The following is a 20,419-nucleotide window of genomic DNA, read 5'->3' as shown; positions in this document are numbered from 1 at the left end:
CCGGGACGTTCCCCCCGCTCCGGCATGCTCAGCCCTTGTCGACTTGCGGCTCGTCGCTGAACTCGTCGGCCCGCAGCCTGCGCGCCACCGTGTCGAGGACGCCATTGACCATGCGCGGCTCGTCGCCGACGCCGAAGAAGGCGCGGGCGATGTCGACATATTCGGTGATGACGACGCGCGCCGGCACGTCCTTGCGGCCCATCAGTTCGTACGCACCGCAGCGCAGGATGGCGCGGAGCGTCACGTCGATGCGCTTCAGCGGCCAGTCCGACGTCAACGAGACATGGATCGCCGGGTCGAGGTTGCGCTGCTCGCGCACGACGCCAGCGATGATGTCGCGGAAGAAGGCGGCGTCCGCATCGCGATACTGGTCGCCATCGACTTCCTTGCCGAGGCGATAGTTTTCGAACTCGGCGACGACCTCCGTCAGCGCGGCCCCGCCGACATCAAGCTGGTAGAGCGCCTGAACGGCCGCAAGCCGGGCCGCGCCCCGCTGGTTTGCCGGACGGAACATCCGCGGCGATGGCGGGGCGTTGTCAGCGGTGGTCATGATCAGAGGCCGAATTTGGTGCGAAGGGCGACCATGGCGAGCGCGGCCTCGGCGGCGGCGCCGCCCTTGTTCTTCTCGCTGACGCGGGCGCGGGCATAGGCCTGCGCGTCGTTCTCGACGGTCAGGATGCCATTGCCGATCGCCAGCGATTCGATCACGGCCATGTCCATGATGGCGCGGGCCGACTCGTTGGCGACGATGTCGTAATGCGAGGTCTCGCCGCGGATCACGCAGCCGAGCACCACGAAGCCGTCATAGCTGACTTCGTCTTCGTCCATCGCGGCCAGCGCCATGGAAAGGGCAGCCGGGATCTCGAGCACGCCGGGAACCGACACGCGATCGAACGTCGCGCCGGCAGCCTCGATGGCGAGCTTGGCGCCATTGAACAGTTCGTCCGAAATCTCGTCGTAGAAACGGGCGTCGATGACGAGGAGATGGGGGGCCGATTCGCTCATGTTGAGGCTCTCACTTTGACCGGTCACCCGGATAGGAACGGGCGGCAGGTGAACCACGCGGGTCCATGCTGTGTAAAGGGAAAAGACGCCGCAGCCGCCGCCCTCGCCGCCTTGGCGAGGACTTGGGGCGCCGCTTTGGCCTGGCATGGCCGCGTGACCCTGCCGTTGGAACTTCCAGCTTACGCGGCTTCCGTCAGCCGTGCCACATAGCGCGCCATCTGATCGACTTCGAGATGCACCCGGTCGCCGATCTTGCGCGCCCCCCAGGTCGTGACATCCGGGCTCAGCGTGTGGGGGATCAGCAGAACCGAGAACTGGTTGCCCTCGACCCAGTTGACCGTCAGCGAGGTCCCGTCGAGCGCGACCGAACCCTTGGTGGCGATGAAGCGGGCCAGGCTCGCCGGCGCCTCGAAGACGAAGCGGGTCGTTTCACCCAGATCCTCGCGGTTGACGATGGTCGCGAGCCCGTCGACATGGCCGGAAACCATATGGCCGCCGAGTTCGTCGCCAAGCTTCAGCGCGCGCTCCAGGTTGATCGCCTCGCCCGCTTCCCAGTTGCCGACTTCGGTCAGCGCCAGCGTTTCCGGCGCCGCCTCGACGTCGAAGAAGGTGCGGCCATTCGGCTGCGGATTGATCGAGATCACCGTCAGGCAGACGCCGTCGCAGGCGATCGAAGCGCCGATGGCGATCGAGGCCGCGTCATAGCGGCTGTCGATGGTGATCTTGTTGACGTCGTTGCGCCGCTCGACCGCCGCGACCTTGCCGACGTCGGTGATGATGCCCGTGAACATGCTCAGACTGCCCTTTCGTAGCGAACCATTCGGTCTTCGCCGAGGCGCGCTTCCTCGACGCGGCGGAAGCGCGGACTGCGCTCGATCGCCGAGAGCGCGCCGCCGGCCAGCGCCCGGACGCCATCCGGCCCAACCACGACCGGCGCGTGAAACAGGACAACCTCGTCGAGCAGGCCGCGCCCCAGCAGCGAGGCCGCGACCTTCGCGCCGCCCTCGGCGAGCAGACGCGTGACGCCGCGCTCGGCCAGCAGGCGCATGGCCGCTTCGATATCGACACCGCCCGAGCCCGTACCGACCGGCAGCACCTCGACTCCGGCATCCAGCAAGGACTGGCGTTGGACAAGCGGCGCCTCGGCGCTGCAGATGACCCAGAGCGCCGTCTCGGCCGCGCTCTTCACCAGCGACGATTTCGGCGACAGCCGCGCCTGGGTGTCGAGGACGACGCGGATCGGCGAGTGCGCCCGCAAACCCGGCACCCGGACGGTCAGGCTCGGATCGTCGACCATGGCGGTGCCGATGCCGATCAGCGTCGCATCCGCCTCGATGCGCATCGTTTGCAGCCGCGCAAAGGCCTCGCGGCCCGATACCAGCATCCGCTCGCCTGCCAGGCGGCCGATCATGCCATCGGCGGAAACCGCCAGCTTGAGCGTGATGTGCGGCCTGCCCTGGTTGAGCACGGAAATCGGCCCTGCCACCAGCCGACGCGCCTCGTCGCCGAGCACGCCCGTGGTGACGGCGATGCCAGCATCGCGCAATTGCGCGTGGCCACGGCCCGCCATGCGTGGATCGGGACTTTCGAGAGCGCTGACGACCCGCGTCACGCCCGCCTCGATCAGGGCGGCGACGTCGGAGGGACCGTTGTTGGGATCCGGCGAGGGCTCAAGAGTGGTGTAGACCGTCGCGCCGCGTGCGAATTCGCCCGCCATGGCGAGTGCGTCGATCTCGGCGTGGGTCGTGCCCCCGGCAGAGGTCGTGCCACGGCCAAGGATGACGGGCTCGTCGCCTTCCTGGCCGACGACGAGCGCGCCGACCGGCGGCGCGGGCGCCGTCGAGCCGAGATTGCGCCGGCCGAAGCGGAGCGCCACGGCCATCAGCCGGCGGTCCATCTCGGCATCCACGTTGCCCGCTCGCTCTGTCGCCATACGATACCCCGCAGATCGTTCGAGCGACGCCGCGCGCGGCGTCCTAGTCCCGTTCGTCGTCTTCCGGCAGGTCCTGGGACGAAAGCTCGTCCAGCACGGCGGAGAAGTCCTTGGCCTCGCGGAAATTGCGATAGACCGAGGCGAACCGCACATAGGCGACGTCATCGAGGCCCTTCAGCGCCTCCATGACATAGACGCCGATCTGCTCTGCATTGATCTCGCTCTCGCCGCTGCTTTCCAGCTGGCGGACGACACCGTTGATCATGCGCTCAACACGATCGGGATCGACCGGCCGTTTGCGCAGCGCAACCTGGACCGAACGCATCAGCTTGTCGCGATCAAACGGAACGCGCCGGCCGCTCTTCTTCAGAACGATCAGCTCGCGCAGCTGAATCCGCTCGAAGGTCGTGAAACGACCGCCGCAATCCGCGCAGACCCGCCGCCGCCGGATGGACGTATTGTCCTCCGACGGGCGGGAGTCCTTCACCTGCGTGTCGTCGCTACCGCAATAGGGACAACGCATGGATTTCCCCGATCAGGAATAGATCGGGAAGCGAGCGGTCAGAGCATGGACACGCTCCTTGACCGACGCTTCCACGAGCGGAGCGGAGCCGTCTTCCGACTGCGACACGGCGCCGAGAACCTCGGCGATCAGGCGACCGACTTCCTGGAACTCGGCCACGCCGAAGCCGCGCGTCGTTGCGGCCGGCGTGCCCAGACGGATGCCGGAGGTGACGAAGGGCTTCTCCGGATCGTAGGGAATGCCGTTCTTGTTGCAGGTCAGGCCGGCGCGGACGAGCGCCTTCTCCGACACGTTGCCCTTAACCTGCTTCGGACGCAGGTCGACCAGCATCAGGTGGTTATCGGTGCCACCGGAGACGATGTCGAAGCCAGAGCCCTTGAGCGTTTCTGCAAGCGCACGAGCATTTTCGACGACGCTGTTCGCGTAGTCCTTGAAGTCGGGACGCAGTGCTTCGGCGAAAGCCACGGCCTTGGCGGCGATGACATGCATGAGCGGGCCGCCCTGCAGCCCCGGGAAGACGGCCGAGTTGATCTTCTTGGCGATCGCCTCGTCATTGGTCAGGATCATGCCGCCGCGCGGGCCGCGCAGCGACTTGTGGGTCGTCGTGGTGACGACGTGCGCATGCGGCAGCGGCGACGGATGCGCGCCACCGGCGACGAGGCCGGCGAAATGCGCCATGTCGACCATCAGGTAGGCGCCGACCGAATCGGCGATCTCACGGAAGCGCTGGAAGTCCCAGATGCGCGAATAGGCCGTGCCGCCGGCGATGATCAGCTTCGGCTTGGTCTCTTCGGCGATGCGCTGGATCTCTGCATAGTCGAGCAACTGGTCCTCGCGGCGCACGCCATAGGGCGCCACCTTGAACCACTTGCCGGACATGTTGACCTGCGAGCCGTGCGTCAGATGTCCGCCGGCGGCAAGGTCCAGGCCCATGAAGGTGTCGCCCGGCTGCAGAAGCGCCAGGAACACGGCCTGGTTCATCTGGCTGCCGGAATTCGGCTGCACGTTGACGAACTGGCAGTCGAACAGCTTCTTGGCGCGCTCAATGGCGAGCGTCTCGACGATGTCGACGAATTCGCAACCGCCATAGTAGCGCTTGCCCGGATAGCCCTCGGCATACTTGTTGGTCAGCACCGAACCCTGCGCTTCCAGAACGGCGCGCGAGACGATGTTTTCCGAAGCAATCAGCTCGATTTCATGCTGCTGGCGACCGAGTTCCTTGCCGATCGCATCGGCAATTTCCGGATCGGCCTGGGCAAGCGTCCGGTTGAAGAAAGCGGCGGTCGAGGAAAGGCTGTCAGCGCGATCCGTCAGAGACATGGGCGGTCCATCCTGTTGGCGGTACCGGATATGTGCCAATGACGGCACGGCCGGAACCCGGGCGGCGTACCATATGTAGGGGTAGACGCCAAGAAAAAGGGCCTCATCGGCCCTTCAATTCACGAGGGTCGTTTCGCCCTTACGGCGCGAAACGACTGATTTTCCGGCGTGCCAGCGACCTATTGTAGCGCCAGCTGGCCGATACCGTCGCGATTGTAAATGTCATCGCGGAAGTGGGTCACGCCATCGGCCATCGCCCAGGCGCTGATATATTGCAGGTAGAGCGGCATTTCCGGCTTCGGATTGACGTTCACCTGCTCGCCCGACTTGAAGATCGCGTCGATTCGCTCACGCGGGAATTCCGGCGTGTCGCGCAGCAGCCAGCCGATCACCTGGCGGATGTTCTGCACGCGGATGCAGCCCGACGAATCGAAGCGCTGCTCGCGACCGAAAATGTCCTTCTGCGGCGTGTCGTGCATGTACACCTGCTCGTCATTGTGGAACGAGATGCGCACGCTGCCGAGCGAGTTGAAGTCGCCCGGATCCTGACGGAACATGTAGCCCTTGGTGGCTTGGTCGGTGTTCCAGTCGATCGACTCGGGCGGCACTTCCACGCCCGCCGAATCGAAGATGCGAATGTGCTTCTTCGTCAGGTAATCCGGCGACTTCTGCATCAGCGGGATCAGGTCCTTGCGGATGATCGACGCCGGCACGGTCCAGTTCGGATTGAAGCTGATGCGGTAGATCTTCGTCGCAAGCACCGGCGTGGGCCGATCGACCTTGCCGACGACGGCGGTGTGACGCGAGATGACGCGGCCGTTCTCGACCACCTCGATCGCGGCGGCCGGGATGTTGATCATCACGTAGCGTTCGCCGAGGAAGCCCGACATCGAGCGCAGCCGGACCAGATTGGTCTGCAACTGGCCGAGCCGGACATCGGCCGGGACGTTCATCATGTTGATGGTCGACTGACCCGCGACGCCGTCGGCCGGCAGGCCATGACGGGCCTGGAATCGGCGGAGACCCGCGTCGACATAGGAATCGAAGGTCTGCGAATTGCCGGCGCCGGCGGCGAGGTCGCCGGAAACGGTCAGGCGCTGGCGCAGGATGACGACATTCGGGTCGCGCAGGCCGAGGCTGAGCTTCTTGTCGGCCGGAACCATCGGCCAGCCGCCGCGTGCGACGATGTCGGTGTAATTCTGGATCGCGTATTCGACGGCCTGCGCCGTATCGGGCGACAGGATCGGCGCCGAAGTGCGGACCGAGGCTGCCCCGTTCGAGGCGGCGTCAAAGCCGTCCGACCAGTCGCCGCTGCCGCTCTGCAGCACCTGGTTGATCGGATCGACATCCTGGGCGAACGCGGCGAGCGGCATCGCGACCGATGCGGCAAGCGCGCCGGCGATCGAGCGCAACGCGCCACGGCGCGTCATGGCGGTGGCAGGAAGGAGAGTGGTGTTCTTTGATCCGGTCATGTCGATACTTCTGGAAGCTCGCTGGTACAGGGAGCCCGCGACCTCGTCGCCAGCCCCCGATCTTCGACTGCGGCTAGTACGCGCCGCGAACCCTGAAAACACATCTGCTACAACCGGCCCGATGAGCCACGCCGCAAGCGGTCTCCATACAGCCGATCACGGCACAGGACACGGCTTGATCCGTATGTCTTTGGGTTTCATGGCAGTATGGCGCTTTCATGTCACAGCGCTGCATTGCAGCACCGCCCCACCATGTCGCATCGCGATGGTTACCGCCGCGTTCACAAGAGCCCGAACGTGCAAAAGCCCCGGCAGGGGCGGCCGGGGCTTTTGGAAGGTCAGGCGGTCCGTTCTCAGAGGCGATAGAGGATCTGGTCGGTCCAGAAGCGCTCGAGGCGCTGCAGCGAGCGGTTGAGCTGCTGGAAGTCATCGACCGCGATGCCGCCGACCTGCTCGATGGACTTCATGTGGCGCTCATAGACGCCGCCGACGATCGCGGCGACTTCCTGGCCCTTCTCGGTCAGGCTGACGCGGACCGAACGGCGATCCATCCGCGAACGCTGGTGATGGATGTAGCCCATCTCGACCAGCTTCTTGAGATTGTAGGAGACGTTGGAGCCGAGATAGTAGCCGCGGGTGCGCAGTTCGCCGGCGGTCAGTTCGGCATCGCCGATGTTGAACAGCAGCAGCGCCTGGACGCTATTGATGTCGGAGCGCCCTTCGCGGTCGAACTCGTCCTTGACGACATCGAGGAGGCGGCGATGCAGACGCTCGACGAGCGTTACAGCCTCCATGTAAAGCGGCTTGAGTTCCGAAGTAGACTGGGGCTTGGCGACCGTTTCGACTGCCCGCATTGCGCTGATCATCTTCTCTGCCTCTTGTTTCCGCGGCAAGTATTGCTCTCACCTCATGACAACGGAACTTATAGGCGGCATTTGAAAATCATCTTAAGGATCAGGCTTAACGTCTGCTTACCTCGCAAGTTGGCATTCGAAACGGTTCTTATCGTTAAAAACTTACTATCCGGCCCGCGCGAAGCTAGGCGACGCCTGGCTTTCAGCCGGCCGCCGCTTCATGCCGCCGGCTCATCACCAGCAGTCCCACGAACACCAGCAGCGACACGACATGGAAGGAAACGATGAGCCAGTCGAAACCGAACGTGTCGGCGAACACCGTGTGCATCGCCACTTCGAACATCGCGATATAGACCCAGATCACATTGCCCCAGGCCACGCGCATCCACAGCCCGACGGCCGCGACGAGGTCGACGACGGCGAGGTTGATGGTGACGAACCGCCACTGGTTCGACATCGTCTCCAGGCTCCAGCCATCGTCCTGGAACACGCCGGCGATGTAGAGCCAGTGACGAAGGCCGAGCAGCAGCAGAATGGCCGCCACGCCGCGCAGATAGACGTTCAGCGCCAGATCGTAGGGATTGTCCGGCTCGCTGGGGAGCTGGGTGACTTCATTGTCCATCATGGCAGCGGAATGTCTCCGTCGAGGGGAGCCACGAAGTGCCCTTCGATCACGCCCGGGTCAACTGCGTCGAGCGTAGCAGGGTTCCAGCGCGGCGATTGATCCTTGTCGACCAGAGCCGCCCGCACGCCTTCATAGAAGTCGTGCCCGTCGAGGATCGCGTTGGCGATGCGCCAATCGAGGCGAATGCAGTCTTCGAATGCGAGCTCGCCTGCGGCGCGGATCTGCCGCAGCGCAATCCGCAGGCTGGTCGGCGACTTGCCGCGGATCGCCGCGGCCGTGCCGCCGCCCCAATCCGCGAGCGGCCCCTGCAGGGCGTCCAGCCTTGCCAGGATCGATTCGACCGAGCCCGTGGCAAAGACCGCCTCGATGGCAAGGGCCAGCGAACCGAGCGTTTCCGGCGCCGCCGGCTCGGCAAACTCGGAAATCACAGCGTCGACGTCGTCCGACTCCGCGAGGCGTGCGACGATCGCGTCGAAGGCGGCCGCGGGCGCGGCATGGGTGGCAATGCCCGCATGGAGCGCATCGCCGCGCGCCAGACGGATGGCACCGAGCGCGCAATAGAGGCCCGTGTGGCTCGGCATGCGCGACAGGAAGAAGCTGGAGCCGACATCCGGGAAGAAGCCGATGCCGGTTTCCGGCATGGCGAACACGGCCTTCTCGGCGAAGACCCGGTGCGAGCCGTGCACCGAAATGCCGGCGCCGCCGCCCATCACATAGCCGTCGATCAGCGCGACATAGGGTTTCGGGAACGCCTTGATCGCGGCATTCAGGCGATACTCCGCCTCGAAGAACGCCTTCTGAGCGGGAGATCCCTGCCCTGCCTCGTAGACGGCGCGGATGTCGCCGCCGGCGCAGAAGGCGCGGCCGACCGCCCGCACGATGACGAGGCGGATCTCGGGATCGTCCCGCCAACCTTCGAGCGCCTGGGCGAGCGCGGTCACCATGCCATGCGACAGGGCGTTGAGCGCGCCCGGGCGGTTCAGCGTGACAAGGCCGGCATGTCCCCGGCGTTCGAAAAGGATCTCTGGCTCGGCCATCTTGCCTCCGGCGCGCGAAGCGGGGATCGTAAGCCGGGCATAGGGAGGGGCAAGGGCGCTTGGCCCGCCGTCCCCACCTCATTCAGCCGGGCGCGGGATTTCCGCAATGCAGCGATTGAAGCATCTCTCCGCTGGCGAGAACTTGCAGCGTTCGATATGATCACCATCATGTCGAGATAGCGTATGCGAAGCTTTGCTCTGGAGCGGGACCTTTAGGTTCGGCTCGCCAGTCCTTTTTTCCATGTCCAAACGGATAAGATGGTGCCCTTTTCAATGATTGCCGCGCGCTAAACGACACATGCCCTGGCAAGACATTCTGATCATCGCTGTGTTGATCGCTTTCAACGGCTTCTTTGCGCTATCCGAGATCGCCGTCGTTTCATCCCGCCCTGCCCGTCTGCAGTTCATGGCCAGCGAAGGGGTCGGCGGCGCCACCGCGGCGCTCAAGCTGGCGGAGGACCCCACCGGCTTCCTGTCGGCGGTGCAGATCGGCATCACCCTGGTTGCGATCCTGTCCGGCGCCTTCGGCGAGGCTGCGCTCGCAACGCCGCTCAACGACTTCCTGCTCTATGAATTCCCGAGCCTCGGCGACCGCGCCTCGACCATCTCGACGGTCATCGTCGTCGTGGGCCTCGCCTATTTCTCGCTGATTGCGGGCGAGTTGGTGCCGAAGCGCCTGGCGCTGACCAATCCCGAGCGGCTTGCCTGCTTCGTGGCGCGGCCGGTCGGGCTGCTGGCGCGCGTCGCTCTGCCGATCGTCTGGTTCCTGCGCCTCTCGACCAACACCGTGCTGCGCATTCTCGGCAAACAGGAGAATGACGAGCGCGGCGTGACCGAGGAAGAGGTCAAGACGATGATCGCGGAAGGCACCGAGGCCGGCGTCTTCCATCAGGCCGAGCGCGAGATGATCGAGGCGGTGATCCGCGTCGCCGACCGTTCGGTCCGCACGATCATGGTCGCCCGGCCGGACGTGGTCTGGCTCGATATCGAGGATTCGCCGACCGACATCCGCGACGCCGTGATCGAATCCGGTCATTCGCGCTTTCCCGTCAGTCGCGGCGAGATCGACGCGGTGATCGGCATCGTCCACGCCAAGGACCTGCTGGAGCAGATCTACAAGGGCCAGACCGTCGACCTGACGCCGGTCATCCGCGAGCCGCTCTATGTCGACGAGCGCATGCCCATCCTGAAGGTGCTGGACCGCTTCAAGACGTCGAACGTCCATATGGCCGTGGTGCTCGACGAGTATGGCAGCTTCCAGGGCGTCGTGACGCCGATGGACATCCTGACCGCGATCGCCGGCGACATGCCCGAACATGAGGGCGACGACGTTCCCGACGCCACCCAGCGCGCCGACGGCTCCTGGCTGATCGACGGCAGCGCCCAGATCGACAGCGTCGAGCGCACGCTGGCGCTGAAGCTGGTCGACAGCGACGAGGATTTCGCCACCATGGCGGGCTTCATGCTGAACCATTTCGGCCACATCCCGGTGCCGGGCGAGTTCTTCAGCTATGAGGGCTGGATCTTCGAGGTGGTTGACCTCGACGGCCGGCGGATCGACAAGGTTCTCGTCCGAAAGAGCGACAGCTAGGCCGCTCCGTCTCATCCGGAGGCGCGACAGTGCGGCGCTTGCAGCGGGTTTTCCCGGTGCTAACGTCCCGCCGCCGCGCCTTCCAAGGAAATCAGCATGACCCGTCACTCCTTCACCCCGCCCGACATGAACGCGATTCTGGGCGGCCGCCGCCTGCGACGCAATCGCAAGGCGGAATGGTCGCGCCGGCTGGTACGCGAGACGGTGCTGACGGTGAACGACCTGATCTGGCCGATCTTCCTCGTCGAGGGAACGAATGTCCGCCAGGACGTCGCCTCGATGCCGGGCGTTCAGCGCCTCTCCGTCGACCAGGCCGTGGTCGAGGCCGAGAAGGCGGCGGCGTTGGGCATTCCTGCCATCGCGCTTTTCCCCTTCACCGAGCCGTCGCTGCGCGATCCGACCGGGTCCGAATCGCTGAACCCGAACAATCTCGTCTGCCGGGCCTGCCGCGCTATCAAGGCGGCGGTGCCGGAGATCGGCCTGATCACCGACGTGGCGCTCGATCCCTATACCAGCCACGGCCATGACGGCGTGATGGAAGGCGACCGGATCGTCAACGACGCCAGCGTGGCGCTGCTCGTGCAGCAGGCGCTGGCCCAGGCCGAAGCGGGCGCCGATGTCATCGCCCCGTCCGACATGATGGACGGCCGTGTCGCGGCGATCCGTGAAGTGCTCGACGATGCCGGCTTCCTCGACGTACAGATCATGGCCTACTCGGCCAAGTATGCCTCCGCCTTCTACGGCCCGTTCCGCGACGCGATCGGGACGTCGAAGACGCTGATCGGCGACAAGCGCACCTACCAGATGGATTTCGGCAATACGGACGAAGCTTTGCGCGAGGTAGAACTCGACATTCAGGAAGGGGCTGACATGATCATGGTCAAGCCCGGCATGCCCTATCTGGATGTGGTGCAGCGGGTGAAGGAGACCTTCGCCATGCCGACCTTCGCCTATCAGGTGTCCGGGGAATACGCGATGCTTCAGGCGGCAGCCCGGAACGGCTGGATCGACGGCGACCGCGCCTTCATCGAGAGCCTCGCAGCCTTCAAGCGGGCGGGGGCGGACGGCATCCTGACCTACTTCGCGCCGCTCGTCGCTCCCTTCCTCCCTCGCTGAACGGGGCGCGCCGATGCGGGGGGCGGCAAGATCGGCCGCGATCATGGCGCTCCTCTTCTGCGCGGCCGCGCTGCTTTCCGCGTGCTCCGAGGTCGACCGCCAACAGGCGCGGATCTGCGTCGCCGTCGCGACCGCCGTGGCGCCGGAAAACCAGAAGGTCACGATCCAGTCGGTGATTCCGCTGACCGGCGTCAGCCATGCGGTCCGGGTCAATTACACCGTCCCCAGCATGCCGCTGCCGCTCTATGTCGACTGCGCGTTTGGCGGAGGTACGCTGGAGATGGGCCGGCGCGACGTCATCGGCGTGCGCGGCTATGACGGTGCTCTCTCCGAGCGGCAGTTGCTGACGCTCTATCGCTGGTTCCTGTCCAGCGATACTGCCATTTCGCGGGCCGTGGCCGAGACCAACTGGCAGCCGCCCAGCATCCAGCTTCTCTCCTGGGCGCCGCCCAAGGCAGTTGGCTTCGCGCTCCAACAGATCACCAACATCCTGGCGCTTGCCGCCCTCTATTCGCCGCTGGCGCTGGCCTACGCGCTGATCTACGGCCTGATCCGCCGCATCAACATGGCCTTTGGCCAGATCGCCGTGATCGGCGGCTATGGCGCGCTGTTCGGCATCGTGGCGGCCGGCGGGATTCCGTCCTTCGGGCTGCTGGCCACCGTGGCGCTGGCCATCGCAACCGCGGTCGCCCTGGCCGCGCTCTGGGGCTGGCTGGTCGGTCGCTCGGTCGTCCTGCCGCTGGAGGGGCGGCCGGACCGCGCCTTCATCATCGCCACGATCGGGCTCGGCATCGCGCTTTCGGAAATGCTGCGTCTGACGCAGGGCGTGCGCGACATCTGGGTCGAGCCGATGCTGGAAACACCGGTCACCCTCACCGGAGGCGACTTCCCCGTCATCATTCCGGAAATGCGCCTGCTGATCATCGCCTCGGCCCTGGTCATCCTGCCGGCCGTGCTCGCCTTCATGCGGTTCTCGCGCTTCGGCCGCGCCTGGCGCGCCGTGTCGGATGACCGCGTCATGGCACGTCTCGCCGGCATTCATACCTCGGCCGTCACCGCGACGACCATGGTCCTGGCATCGGCCCTGACGGCCGGCGGCGGACTCGTCATCGCCTTCAGCTATGGCACCATCAGTTTCTCGATGGGGTTGATGGTCGGCCTGAAGGCGCTGCTCGCCAGCCTGGTCGGCGGCGCGGGTTCGCTCGTCGGCGCCGTGCTGGGCGGACTGCTGATCGCAACCCTCGAGACGCTCTGGTCCGCTTATTTCGATTCGACCTCGCGCGACATCGTCGTGCTCTCCGTCCTCACCCTGCTCTTCCTGCTGCGCCCCAACGGCCTGCTGGGCCTCGGCCAAGCGCTGGAAGAGGGGCGCGGGACACGCCTGCCCTGATCTTCCCGGAGGCCCCATGCCCGACGCATCCCAGACCCCCTCGCCGTCCCGCGCGATTCCCACGCTGGAGGACATTCGCGACGCGGCGCGGCTGATCGACGGGGTCCTGATCCGGACGCCCTTCCTGCCCGCCCCGCGCCTGTCGCGGCTGACGGGCGCCGAGGTCTATGTCAAATACGAGAACCTGCAGGTGACCTCGGCCTTCAAGGAACGCGGCGCGTTGGTCAAGCTGCTTTCGCTGACGCCCGAGGAACGCGCCAACGGCGTCGTCGCCATGTCGGCCGGCAACCACGCCCAGGCCGTCGCCTATCACGCCCAGCGGCTCGGCATCCCCGCCACCATCGTCATGCCGAAGACGACGCCCTTCGTGAAGATCGAGGCGACGCAGGCTTTCGGCGCCAAGGTCGTCGTCGAGGGCGAGACGCTGGCGGCCTGCCAGCAGATCGCCGCCAGCATCGCCGACGAAACCGGCGCCGTCTGGGTCCATCCCTACGACGATCCGCATGTCATTCGCGGTCAGGGCACCATCGCGCTCGAAATGATCGAGGACGGGCCGCATCTGGATTGCATCCTGGTGCCGGTGGGCGGCGGCGGCCTCATCGGCGGCATCGCCATCGCCACCAAGGCGCTTTCGCCCGACACGGAGATCATCGGCGTGGAGACCGAACTCTATCCGTCGATGCGGGCGGCCCTCGACGGCGTGGAGGGCGAATGCGGCGGCAACACGCTGGCCGAGGGCATCGCCGTCAAGAATGTCGGCGTGTTGACGCTGGAGATCGCCCGGCGCTTCGTCGACGACGTCGTGCTGGTGTCGGAAACCGCGATCGAGCGCGCCGTGAACGCCTATCTGACGCTGCAGAAGACCATGGCGGAAGGCGCGGGTGCTGCCGGCCTCGCCGCCATGCTGGCCGATCCCGACCGTTTCCGCGGGCAGCGCGTCGGACTGGTGCTTTGCGGCGGCAACATCGATCCGCGCCTCGCCGCCTCGATCATGGTGCGCGAACTGGCGCGGTCCGAGCGCATCGTCGCTGTGCGCATGACCATTCCGGACCGGCCGGGCGTGCTTGCCGACATCGCCCAGACGATCGGCAATTGCGGCGGCAACATTCTCGAGGTCTCGCATCACCGCCACCTGCTGACGGTGCCGGCCAAGGGGGCCAGCCTGGACGTCACGATCGAAACGCACGGCCCCGAGCATGCGCGCGAGATCGTCGCGGCGCTGGAGGCGCACCAGTATTCGGTGGAGCGCATGGATCCTCCCTGATCGCGGGAAGCATCGCTGGGCCACTTCTTGTATGAAGAACCGGCATTGCCCATTTATCGATCATGGGACAGTACCAGGAAATCGACATGACGCACTATGACGACGCCTACCGCTATAACGGCATGGTCTTCGACCCGGTGCGCGAACCGGAACTCTTTGACGGCGTGCTGTCGAAGCGCTTTTTCGCGTTCATCATGGATGCCATTCTGATCGGCGTCTTCCTGCTGGTCGCGTCGCTGGTGATCATCGCGATGGGCGTCCTCACGCTCGGCATCGCCTGGCTGCTGTTCGGCCTGCCGCTATTCGCCATCGTCGCCCTGCTTTATGTCGGCCTGACGCTGGGCGGCCCCAAGGCGGCCACGCCCGGCATGCGCATGGCGGGCGTCACCATCCGCAGCACGGACGGCCAGCGCATCGGCCCGATCATCGCCGCCGCGCATTCGCTGATCTTCTGGTTCTCGGTCTCGGTGCTGACGCCGCTGGTCCTGCTGGTCGGGCTCTTCTCCAACCGCAAGCGCCTGCTGCAGGACATGCTGCTGGGCACCGTGATCCTCAACGCCGGCCCGCTGACGCGCACCCGGCGCTGATTGTCTTCCACCAGAATTTACTTTGGGCACCGGGCGCAGGCGTATTATCGTTGCTGCATGCCTGAATCGTCCGGGCCCGTTGTGCGATGACCCAGCATTCGACCGACACGCCGCAGTTCTTCCTGACCGCGCCATCGCCCTGCCCGTATCTTCCGGGGCAGATGGAGCGAAAGGTGTTCACGCATCTGGTCGGCGAGAAGGCCTCGGCCCTCAATGAAATCCTGACGCAGGGCGGCTTCCGGCGTAGCCAGAACATCGCCTATCGCCCGGCCTGCGAGGCCTGCAAGGCCTGCATCTCGATCCGCGTTCCCGTCGATCAGTTCATCACCACGCGCAGCTTTCGGCGCGTGCTGGAGAAGAACAGCGACCTGATCGGCACGCGCGTCGACGCCGCGCCGACCTCAGAGCAATATTCCCTGTTCCGCGCCTATCTCGATGCCCGCCATTCCCAGGGCGGCATGGCCGACATGACCGTGCTCGACTACGCCATGATGGTCGAGGACACGCATGTCGACACGATGCTGGTCGAATACCGGTTCCGCGGCCCCGACAGCGGCATCACCGGCCAGGGCGAGGGACCGCTGATCGCGACCGCGCTCACCGACCTGCTCTCGGACGGCCTGTCGATGGTCTATTCGTTCTATGAGCCGGACCTGATCGACCGGTCGCTTGGAACGCTGATGATCCTCGACCACATCCGCCGCGCCCGGCGCATGGGCCTGCCCTACGTCTATCTCGGCTATTGGGTCGATGGCTCGAAGAAGATGGCCTACAAGGCCCGCTTCAAGCCCCAGCAGCATCTCGGCCCCCGCGGTTGGGAGCTGGCGGGCCAAAGCAGCGAGTGATCGCTGGGTAACAGGCCAAGCAAGGCCCTCACCAACCCTCTCCCGCGAGCGGGCGAGGGCTTTTCCGCCGCAGCGCTCCATCGATATCGAGACCAAGCGAGCGCCGTCGCGCTCCCTCACCCGCGTGCGAAAGAGGGTTGGGGTGAGGGTCTAATTGCCCCTACTTCAGCGGCGGCGTTCCAAAACTGTTGGTCTTGGGGAACTTGTCCGGCGGCAGCCGGCCGGCCTGGCCGCGCTCGGCGATCCAGTCGCGCAGTTCCTCGGCCGAACGGGTGAAGCTGCGGCCGGATGAATCCATCCAGGTCAGCCCCTCGGCCTTGGAGAACATGTGGATGTCGGCCGGGCCGCCATCCTTGTAGCGCTGCAGCCGGACGCCCTTGCCGCGCGTCATCTCGGGGATCTGCTCGGCCGGGAAAATCAGGAACTTGCGGTTCTGGCCGATGATGGCGACGAGGTCGCCCGCCGCCTCGACGCAGATCCGCGCTTCCTCGGTGCCGTCGACATTCAGCACCTGCTTGCCCTTGCGGGTATTGGCGATGACCTCGGTCTCCGGCACGACGAAGCCGCGACCATCGGTCGAGGCCAGCAGCAGCTTGCGGCCGGGCTTGTGGACGAACACCGTGACGATGTCCTGCGCATTGTCCATATCGACCATCAGGCGGATCGGCTCGCCATGGCCGCGCCCGCCGGGCAGCTTGTCGGCGCCGAGCGTGTAGAACTTGCCGCCGGTGGAGAACACCAGCAGCTTGTCCGTCGTCTCGGCATGGAACGCCATCTTCAGCCCGTCATCGGTCTTGAAGGTCAGCGTCGTGAAATCGCTGACATGGCCCTTGAGCGCGCGGATCCAGCCCTTTTCGGAAACCACGACGGTGATCGGCTCGCGCTCGATCATCGACTGCTGGATATCCTCGACGTCATGCGACGGCGCGTCCGCGAAGCCGGTGCGGCGCTTGCCGAGCGGCGTCTCCGGGCCGAAGGTCTTGCGGACCTCCTTGATCTGCCAGGCGACCGTCTTCCACTGCTTGTCCTCGGAACCGAGCAGCGACTCGATCTCCGCCATCTCGGCCGAGAGCTTCTCGTGCTCGCTGCGGATCTCGAATTCCTCGAGCTTGCGCAGGGAGCGCAGGCGCATGTTGAGGATCGACTCGGCCTGCAGGTCGGTCAGCGAGAAGGTCTTCATCAACTCCTGCTTCGGCTCATCCTCGTAGCGGATGATCCGGATCACCTCGTCGAGGTTCAGGTAGGCGACGAGATAGCCTTCCAGAACTTCGAGCCGGTGCTTGATCTGCGCCAGGCGGAACGCCGAACGGCGCACCAGCACCTCGCGGCGGTGGTCGAGCCACTCGCGCAGCACTTCCGAAAGGGTCATCACCTTCGGCACGATGCCCTTCGAGAGGACATTCATGTTGAGCGAGATGCGGCTCTCGAGCTCGGTGAGCTTGAACAGCGATTCCATCAGCAGCGCGGCGTCGACCGTGCGGGCGCGCGGCTCCAGCACGACGCGGATATCCTCGGCCGACTCGTCGCGCACGTCCGCCAGCAGCGGCACCTTCCGCGTCTGGATCAGTTCGGCGATCTTCTCGATCAGGCGCGACTTCTGCACCTGATAGGGAATCTCGGTGACGACGATCAGATAGGTGCCGCGGCCCTGGTCCTCGACATGCCAGCGAGCGCGGACGCGGAACCCGCCCTTGCCGGTGCGATAGGCCTCGGTGATCTGCGCGCGGTTGTCGACGATGATGCCGCCGGTCGGCAGATCCGGGCCCTGGACGTGTTGGACCAGTTCCTCGGCCGTCGCGTCGGGGTTCTTGATCAGCAGCAGCGAGGCGTCGCAAAGCTCGGCGATGTTGTGCGGCGGCACCGAGGTCGCCATGCCGACCGCGATGCCCGACGTGCCGTTGGCGAGCAGGTTCGGAATGCTCGCCGGGAGAACGATCGGCTCCTTCAGGTCGCCGGAATAGTTCTCGCGAAAATCGATCGCGTCCTCGTCGATGCCTTCGAGCAGCATCTGCGCGACTTCGGTCATGCGCGCTTCGGTGTAGCGGTACGCTGCCGCGCCGTCGCCGTCGATGTTGCCGAAATTGCCCTGACCGTCGACCAGCGGATAGCGCGAGGAGAAATCCTGGGCCAGGCGCACGAGCGCGTCATAGATCGACTGGTCGCCATGCGGATGGAACGAGCCCATCACGTCACCGACGATCTTGGCCGATTTCTTGAAGGCCGAATCCGGGCTGAGGCGCAGCAGGTGCATGCCGTAGAGGATGCGGCGATGGACGGGCTTCAGCCCGTCGCGCGCATCCGGCAACGCCCGACCCATGATGGTCGAAAGGGCGTAGGCGAGGTAGCGCTCTTCAAGCGCCTCGCGGAGATTGATCGTTTCGACATGGCCGCCGTCTGGCGGAATCAGCGCTTTTCCCATGCCTGATGGGAGTAACCGCAGTATTCAGCCATTTCAAGGGAAAGCGGCCGGCCGCCGCCGTTTATGCCGGCCTGTGGTGTGCGTGCCAGTGCCAGGCGATGTCGATGCGGCGCGGGATCCAGACCTTCTCCTTCGACGCCACGTAATCGACGAAGCGGGCCAGCGCCGCGGCGCGTCCTGGGCGGCCGACAAGCCGGCAGTGCAGACCGACGCTCATCATCTTCGGCGCGCCCTGCTCGCCCTCCTCATAGAGTACGTCGAAGGCGTCCTTGAGGTAGGTGAAGAACTGGTCGCCCGAGTTGAAACCCTGCGGCGTGGCGAAGCGCATGTCGTTGGTTTCGAGCGTGTAGGGAATAATCAGATGCGGGCCGTTCGGCCCCGCCACCCAATAGGGCAAGTCATCGGCATAGCTGTCCGAGGAATAGAGGAAGCCGCCCTCCTCCATCAGGATCTTCAGCGTGTGATCGGAGGGCTTGCCCTGATAGAAGCCGAGCGGACGCGAGCCGGCGACTTCCGTATGCAGGCGGATCGCCTCGTGGATGTGGCGGCGCTCCTCTTCCTCGGAAAAGTCCTTGTATTCGAGCCAGCGCAGGCCGTGGCTGGCGAGTTCCCAGTCCGCTTCCTTCATCGCGGCGACCGCTTCCGGATTGCGCGCCATCGCCTGCGTCACGCCATAGCAGGTGACCGGCACCTGGCGGCTGGAGAACATCCGCCACAGGCGCCAGAAGCCGGCGCGCGAGCCATATTCGTAGATCGATTCCATGTTCAAGTTGCGCTGGCCGACCCAGGGCTGGGCGCCGACGATTTCCGACAGCAGCGATTCCGAGGCCTTATCGCCGTCCAGGATGCTGCTTTCGCCGCCCTCCTCGTAGTTGACGACGAACTGCACGGCGACATTCGCCCCGCCCGGCCATTTGGGATCGGGCGTGTTGCGGCCATAACCGATCAGGTCACGCGGATAGGAAGTCGTCATGCTGGCCCCGGATTATCGAAATGGTTATCGCGGCCACGAGCTCGGCGGCGCGTCATGGCTGCATCTCACTGATATCAGCGTTAACGCGCCCCGCCGATTCACGAGGCATTAACCTACATGGCTCAAAATCTAAACAATTGGTAGCGACCGCCTGCTGCCACCGTCCCCAAGGAGGGCAGAATGCAGTCCGCGCACACGCAGTTCCAGGCAACCAGCCTTCCGGCCGATGATCCCCGCTTCATGGCGGCGCTCGACCTTCAGATCGCCCAGATGAGGCGCGTCCTCGAATTGATGGCGCCGAGCACGGTCGACGCAGCCTTCACCCATGTGCCGTTCGACGAGCGCATGCAGGCCGTCGCCAGCCACGGCTGATCTCGGCGCGAAGGCTTCGCGCCCTTCAAGTCTCTCACCCTACGCTCTCCCGCAAGCGGGCGAGGGTTTTCGGCCGGCGATCGTCCTCGGCATCGATGCTTGAGCTTCAGGTATCGGATCGCCCTGCAATTGCCGGGTCGGGCGTCTCCATCGCCCGCTTGCGGGAGAGCGTCGGCACGAGGATTGCCTCGACTTACCGATGAACCAGACTGCCGAGCCGACATCAAAAACAGACCCCGGAAAGCCGTCAGCCTTCCGGGGTCTTTGCTTAGATCAGGTCCTTGTCGATGGCCGCCTGCGACGCATCCTCGCGCATATGCCTGCGCCAGGCGCGCCAGCCGAGCGGCAGGATGATCAGGTATGCGATCGCGCCAACCGCCAGCACGTGCCACGGATAGCTGAACAGCATCGCCGCCAGCACGACGACGAAGACGAACAGCGGCAGCACGACTTCTCGCGATACCCCGCCGAACTTCTTGCCCGACCAGGTCGGCAAGCGGCTCACCATCAGCAGGCCAACGGCGATCGTGTAGACCAGCACGACCGGCGCGGTGAAGCGCCCGTGCGGCAGGTCGAGATATTCGAGATAGACCGGCAGAAGCACGATCAGAGCGCCGGCCGGAGCCGGAACGCCGACGAAGAAGTTCGCCTGCCAGTCCGGCTTGTGGGGATTGTCGATCGCGACGTTGAAGCGGGCAAGCCGCAGCGCGGCGCAGATCGCGAAGACGAGCGCGGCGATCCAGCCCAGCGAGCGGACCTCGTCCAGCGCCCAAGCATAGAGCAGGATCGCGGGAGCGACGCCGAAATTGACGAAGTCGGTCAGGGAATCCAGTTCCGCACCAAAGCGCGACGTCGAGCGCAGCATGCGCGCGACGCGGCCATCGATGCCGTCGAGCACGGCCGCCACGACGATCATGGCGATCGCCTCGCCATAGCGCGCCTCGATCGCCATGCGGATCGCCGTCAGGCCGGCGCAGAGCGCCAGCAGCGTAACGAGATTGGGCAGGATCATCCGGAACGGGATCTGACGGCGGGGACGCGGGCGCTCGCCCTCCTCGTCGTCGGGATCGAACGGCGGAAAAATCGTTTCCAT

At 65.4% G+C, this 20,419-nt stretch carries 20 protein-coding genes; 7 read left to right on the top strand and 13 right to left on the bottom strand.

What is annotated here, in order from left to right; genetic code table 11:
• Positions 1-28: 28 nt before the first annotated feature.
• The 10 genes from nusB to ABIE08_RS04445 form a co-directional block, all read right to left on the bottom strand.
• Positions 29-550 carry a transcription antitermination factor NusB gene (gene nusB, locus ABIE08_RS04490; RefSeq protein WP_354549045.1) on the bottom strand — a complete coding sequence of 174 codons (522 nt, stop codon included), beginning with the start codon at positions 548-550 and terminating at the stop codon, positions 29-31.
• Between the two features lie 2 nt (positions 551-552).
• Positions 553-1,005, bottom strand: a complete 453-nt coding sequence (gene ribH / locus ABIE08_RS04485; RefSeq protein ID WP_354549043.1) for a 6,7-dimethyl-8-ribityllumazine synthase — start codon at positions 1,003-1,005, stop codon at positions 553-555.
• Positions 1,006-1,184: 179 nt separating this feature from the next.
• Positions 1,185-1,796, bottom strand: coding sequence for a riboflavin synthase (locus ABIE08_RS04480; protein WP_354549042.1), 612 nt, complete (start codon positions 1,794-1,796; stop codon positions 1,185-1,187).
• Between the two features lie 2 nt (positions 1,797-1,798).
• Complete coding sequence (ribD, locus tag ABIE08_RS04475) at positions 1,799-2,938, bottom strand: bifunctional diaminohydroxyphosphoribosylaminopyrimidine deaminase/5-amino-6-(5-phosphoribosylamino)uracil reductase RibD (RefSeq protein WP_354549041.1); 1,140 nt, start codon at positions 2,936-2,938, stop codon at positions 1,799-1,801.
• 43 nt (positions 2,939-2,981) lie between these two features.
• Positions 2,982-3,461, bottom strand: coding sequence for a transcriptional regulator NrdR (gene nrdR, locus ABIE08_RS04470; protein WP_266333276.1), 480 nt, complete (start codon positions 3,459-3,461; stop codon positions 2,982-2,984).
• A gap of 12 nt (positions 3,462-3,473) precedes the next feature.
• Positions 3,474-4,781 carry a serine hydroxymethyltransferase gene (gene glyA / locus ABIE08_RS04465; protein ID WP_354549039.1) on the bottom strand — a complete coding sequence of 436 codons (1,308 nt, stop codon included), beginning with the start codon at positions 4,779-4,781 and terminating at the stop codon, positions 3,474-3,476.
• Between the two features lie 179 nt (positions 4,782-4,960).
• The gene (locus tag ABIE08_RS04460) at positions 4,961-6,253 is read right to left on the bottom strand and encodes a L,D-transpeptidase family protein (protein ID WP_354549038.1); all 1,293 of its coding nucleotides are present in this window, start codon (positions 6,251-6,253) and stop codon (positions 4,961-4,963) included.
• A 353-nt stretch (positions 6,254-6,606) separates the two neighbouring features.
• Positions 6,607-7,119 carry a transcriptional regulator LdtR gene (gene ldtR, locus ABIE08_RS04455; RefSeq protein ID WP_354549037.1) on the bottom strand — a complete coding sequence of 171 codons (513 nt, stop codon included), beginning with the start codon at positions 7,117-7,119 and terminating at the stop codon, positions 6,607-6,609.
• 190 nt (positions 7,120-7,309) lie between these two features.
• A complete protein-coding gene (locus tag ABIE08_RS04450) occupies positions 7,310-7,732 on the bottom strand; it encodes a DUF6163 family protein (protein WP_266333281.1) in 423 nt (140 codons plus the stop codon).
• Positions 7,729-8,769 carry an enoyl-CoA hydratase/isomerase family protein gene (locus ABIE08_RS04445; RefSeq protein WP_354549036.1) on the bottom strand — a complete coding sequence of 347 codons (1,041 nt, stop codon included), beginning with the start codon at positions 8,767-8,769 and terminating at the stop codon, positions 7,729-7,731. The genes ABIE08_RS04450 and ABIE08_RS04445 overlap by 4 nt, the downstream gene beginning before the upstream one ends.
• A 298-nt stretch (positions 8,770-9,067) precedes the next feature.
• Between ABIE08_RS04445 and ABIE08_RS04440 the strand changes: the two genes are divergently transcribed.
• The 6 genes from ABIE08_RS04440 (at position 9,068) to ABIE08_RS04415 (ending at position 15,562) form a co-directional block, all read left to right on the top strand.
• The gene (locus ABIE08_RS04440) at positions 9,068-10,360 is read left to right on the top strand and encodes a hemolysin family protein (protein WP_354549034.1); all 1,293 of its coding nucleotides are present in this window, start codon (positions 9,068-9,070) and stop codon (positions 10,358-10,360) included.
• Positions 10,361-10,456: 96 nt separating this feature from the next.
• Positions 10,457-11,476 carry a porphobilinogen synthase gene (gene hemB, locus ABIE08_RS04435; RefSeq protein ID WP_354549033.1) on the top strand — a complete coding sequence of 340 codons (1,020 nt, stop codon included), beginning with the start codon at positions 10,457-10,459 and terminating at the stop codon, positions 11,474-11,476.
• 43 nt (positions 11,477-11,519) lie between these two features.
• Positions 11,520-12,866 carry a branched-chain amino acid ABC transporter permease gene (locus ABIE08_RS04430; protein WP_354549032.1) on the top strand — a complete coding sequence of 449 codons (1,347 nt, stop codon included), beginning with the start codon at positions 11,520-11,522 and terminating at the stop codon, positions 12,864-12,866.
• A gap of 16 nt (positions 12,867-12,882) precedes the next feature.
• On the top strand, positions 12,883-14,130 hold the full coding sequence (locus tag ABIE08_RS04425) for a threonine ammonia-lyase (RefSeq protein WP_354549031.1): 1,248 nt from the start codon (positions 12,883-12,885) through the stop codon (positions 14,128-14,130).
• 86 nt (positions 14,131-14,216) lie between these two features.
• Entirely contained in the window at positions 14,217-14,717 is a 501-nt protein-coding gene (locus ABIE08_RS04420) for an RDD family protein (RefSeq protein WP_354549029.1), read from the top strand.
• A gap of 86 nt (positions 14,718-14,803) precedes the next feature.
• Positions 14,804-15,562 (top strand): arginyltransferase, encoded by a 759-nt coding sequence (locus ABIE08_RS04415; protein WP_354549028.1) that lies wholly within the window; start codon positions 14,804-14,806, stop codon positions 15,560-15,562.
• A gap of 160 nt (positions 15,563-15,722) precedes the next feature.
• Here the strand turns inward: ABIE08_RS04415 and parC are convergent, their stop codons facing one another.
• Both parC and puuE read right to left on the bottom strand, forming a co-directional pair.
• The gene (parC, locus tag ABIE08_RS04410) at positions 15,723-17,981 is read right to left on the bottom strand and encodes a DNA topoisomerase IV subunit A (protein WP_354549027.1); all 2,259 of its coding nucleotides are present in this window, start codon (positions 17,979-17,981) and stop codon (positions 15,723-15,725) included.
• Between the two features lie 61 nt (positions 17,982-18,042).
• Positions 18,043-18,954 (bottom strand): allantoinase PuuE, encoded by a 912-nt coding sequence (gene puuE, locus ABIE08_RS04405; RefSeq protein WP_354549026.1) that lies wholly within the window; start codon positions 18,952-18,954, stop codon positions 18,043-18,045.
• Between the two features lie 180 nt (positions 18,955-19,134).
• On the opposite strand from puuE, the gene ABIE08_RS04400 reads away from it, so the two are divergent.
• Positions 19,135-19,326, top strand: coding sequence for a hypothetical protein (locus tag ABIE08_RS04400; protein WP_354549024.1), 192 nt, complete (start codon positions 19,135-19,137; stop codon positions 19,324-19,326).
• A 268-nt stretch (positions 19,327-19,594) separates the two neighbouring features.
• Here ABIE08_RS04400 and pssA read toward each other — a convergent pair whose 3' ends face one another.
• Positions 19,595-20,419 carry a CDP-diacylglycerol--serine O-phosphatidyltransferase gene (pssA, locus tag ABIE08_RS04395; protein WP_354549023.1) on the bottom strand — a complete coding sequence of 275 codons (825 nt, stop codon included), beginning with the start codon at positions 20,417-20,419 and terminating at the stop codon, positions 19,595-19,597.

This window comes from Kaistia defluvii (assembly GCF_040548815.1).
In the GTDB taxonomy this organism is placed as follows: Bacteria; Pseudomonadota; Alphaproteobacteria; order Rhizobiales; family Kaistiaceae; genus Kaistia; species Kaistia defluvii_A.
This window is presented reverse-complemented; position numbering and strand designations above follow the sequence as displayed.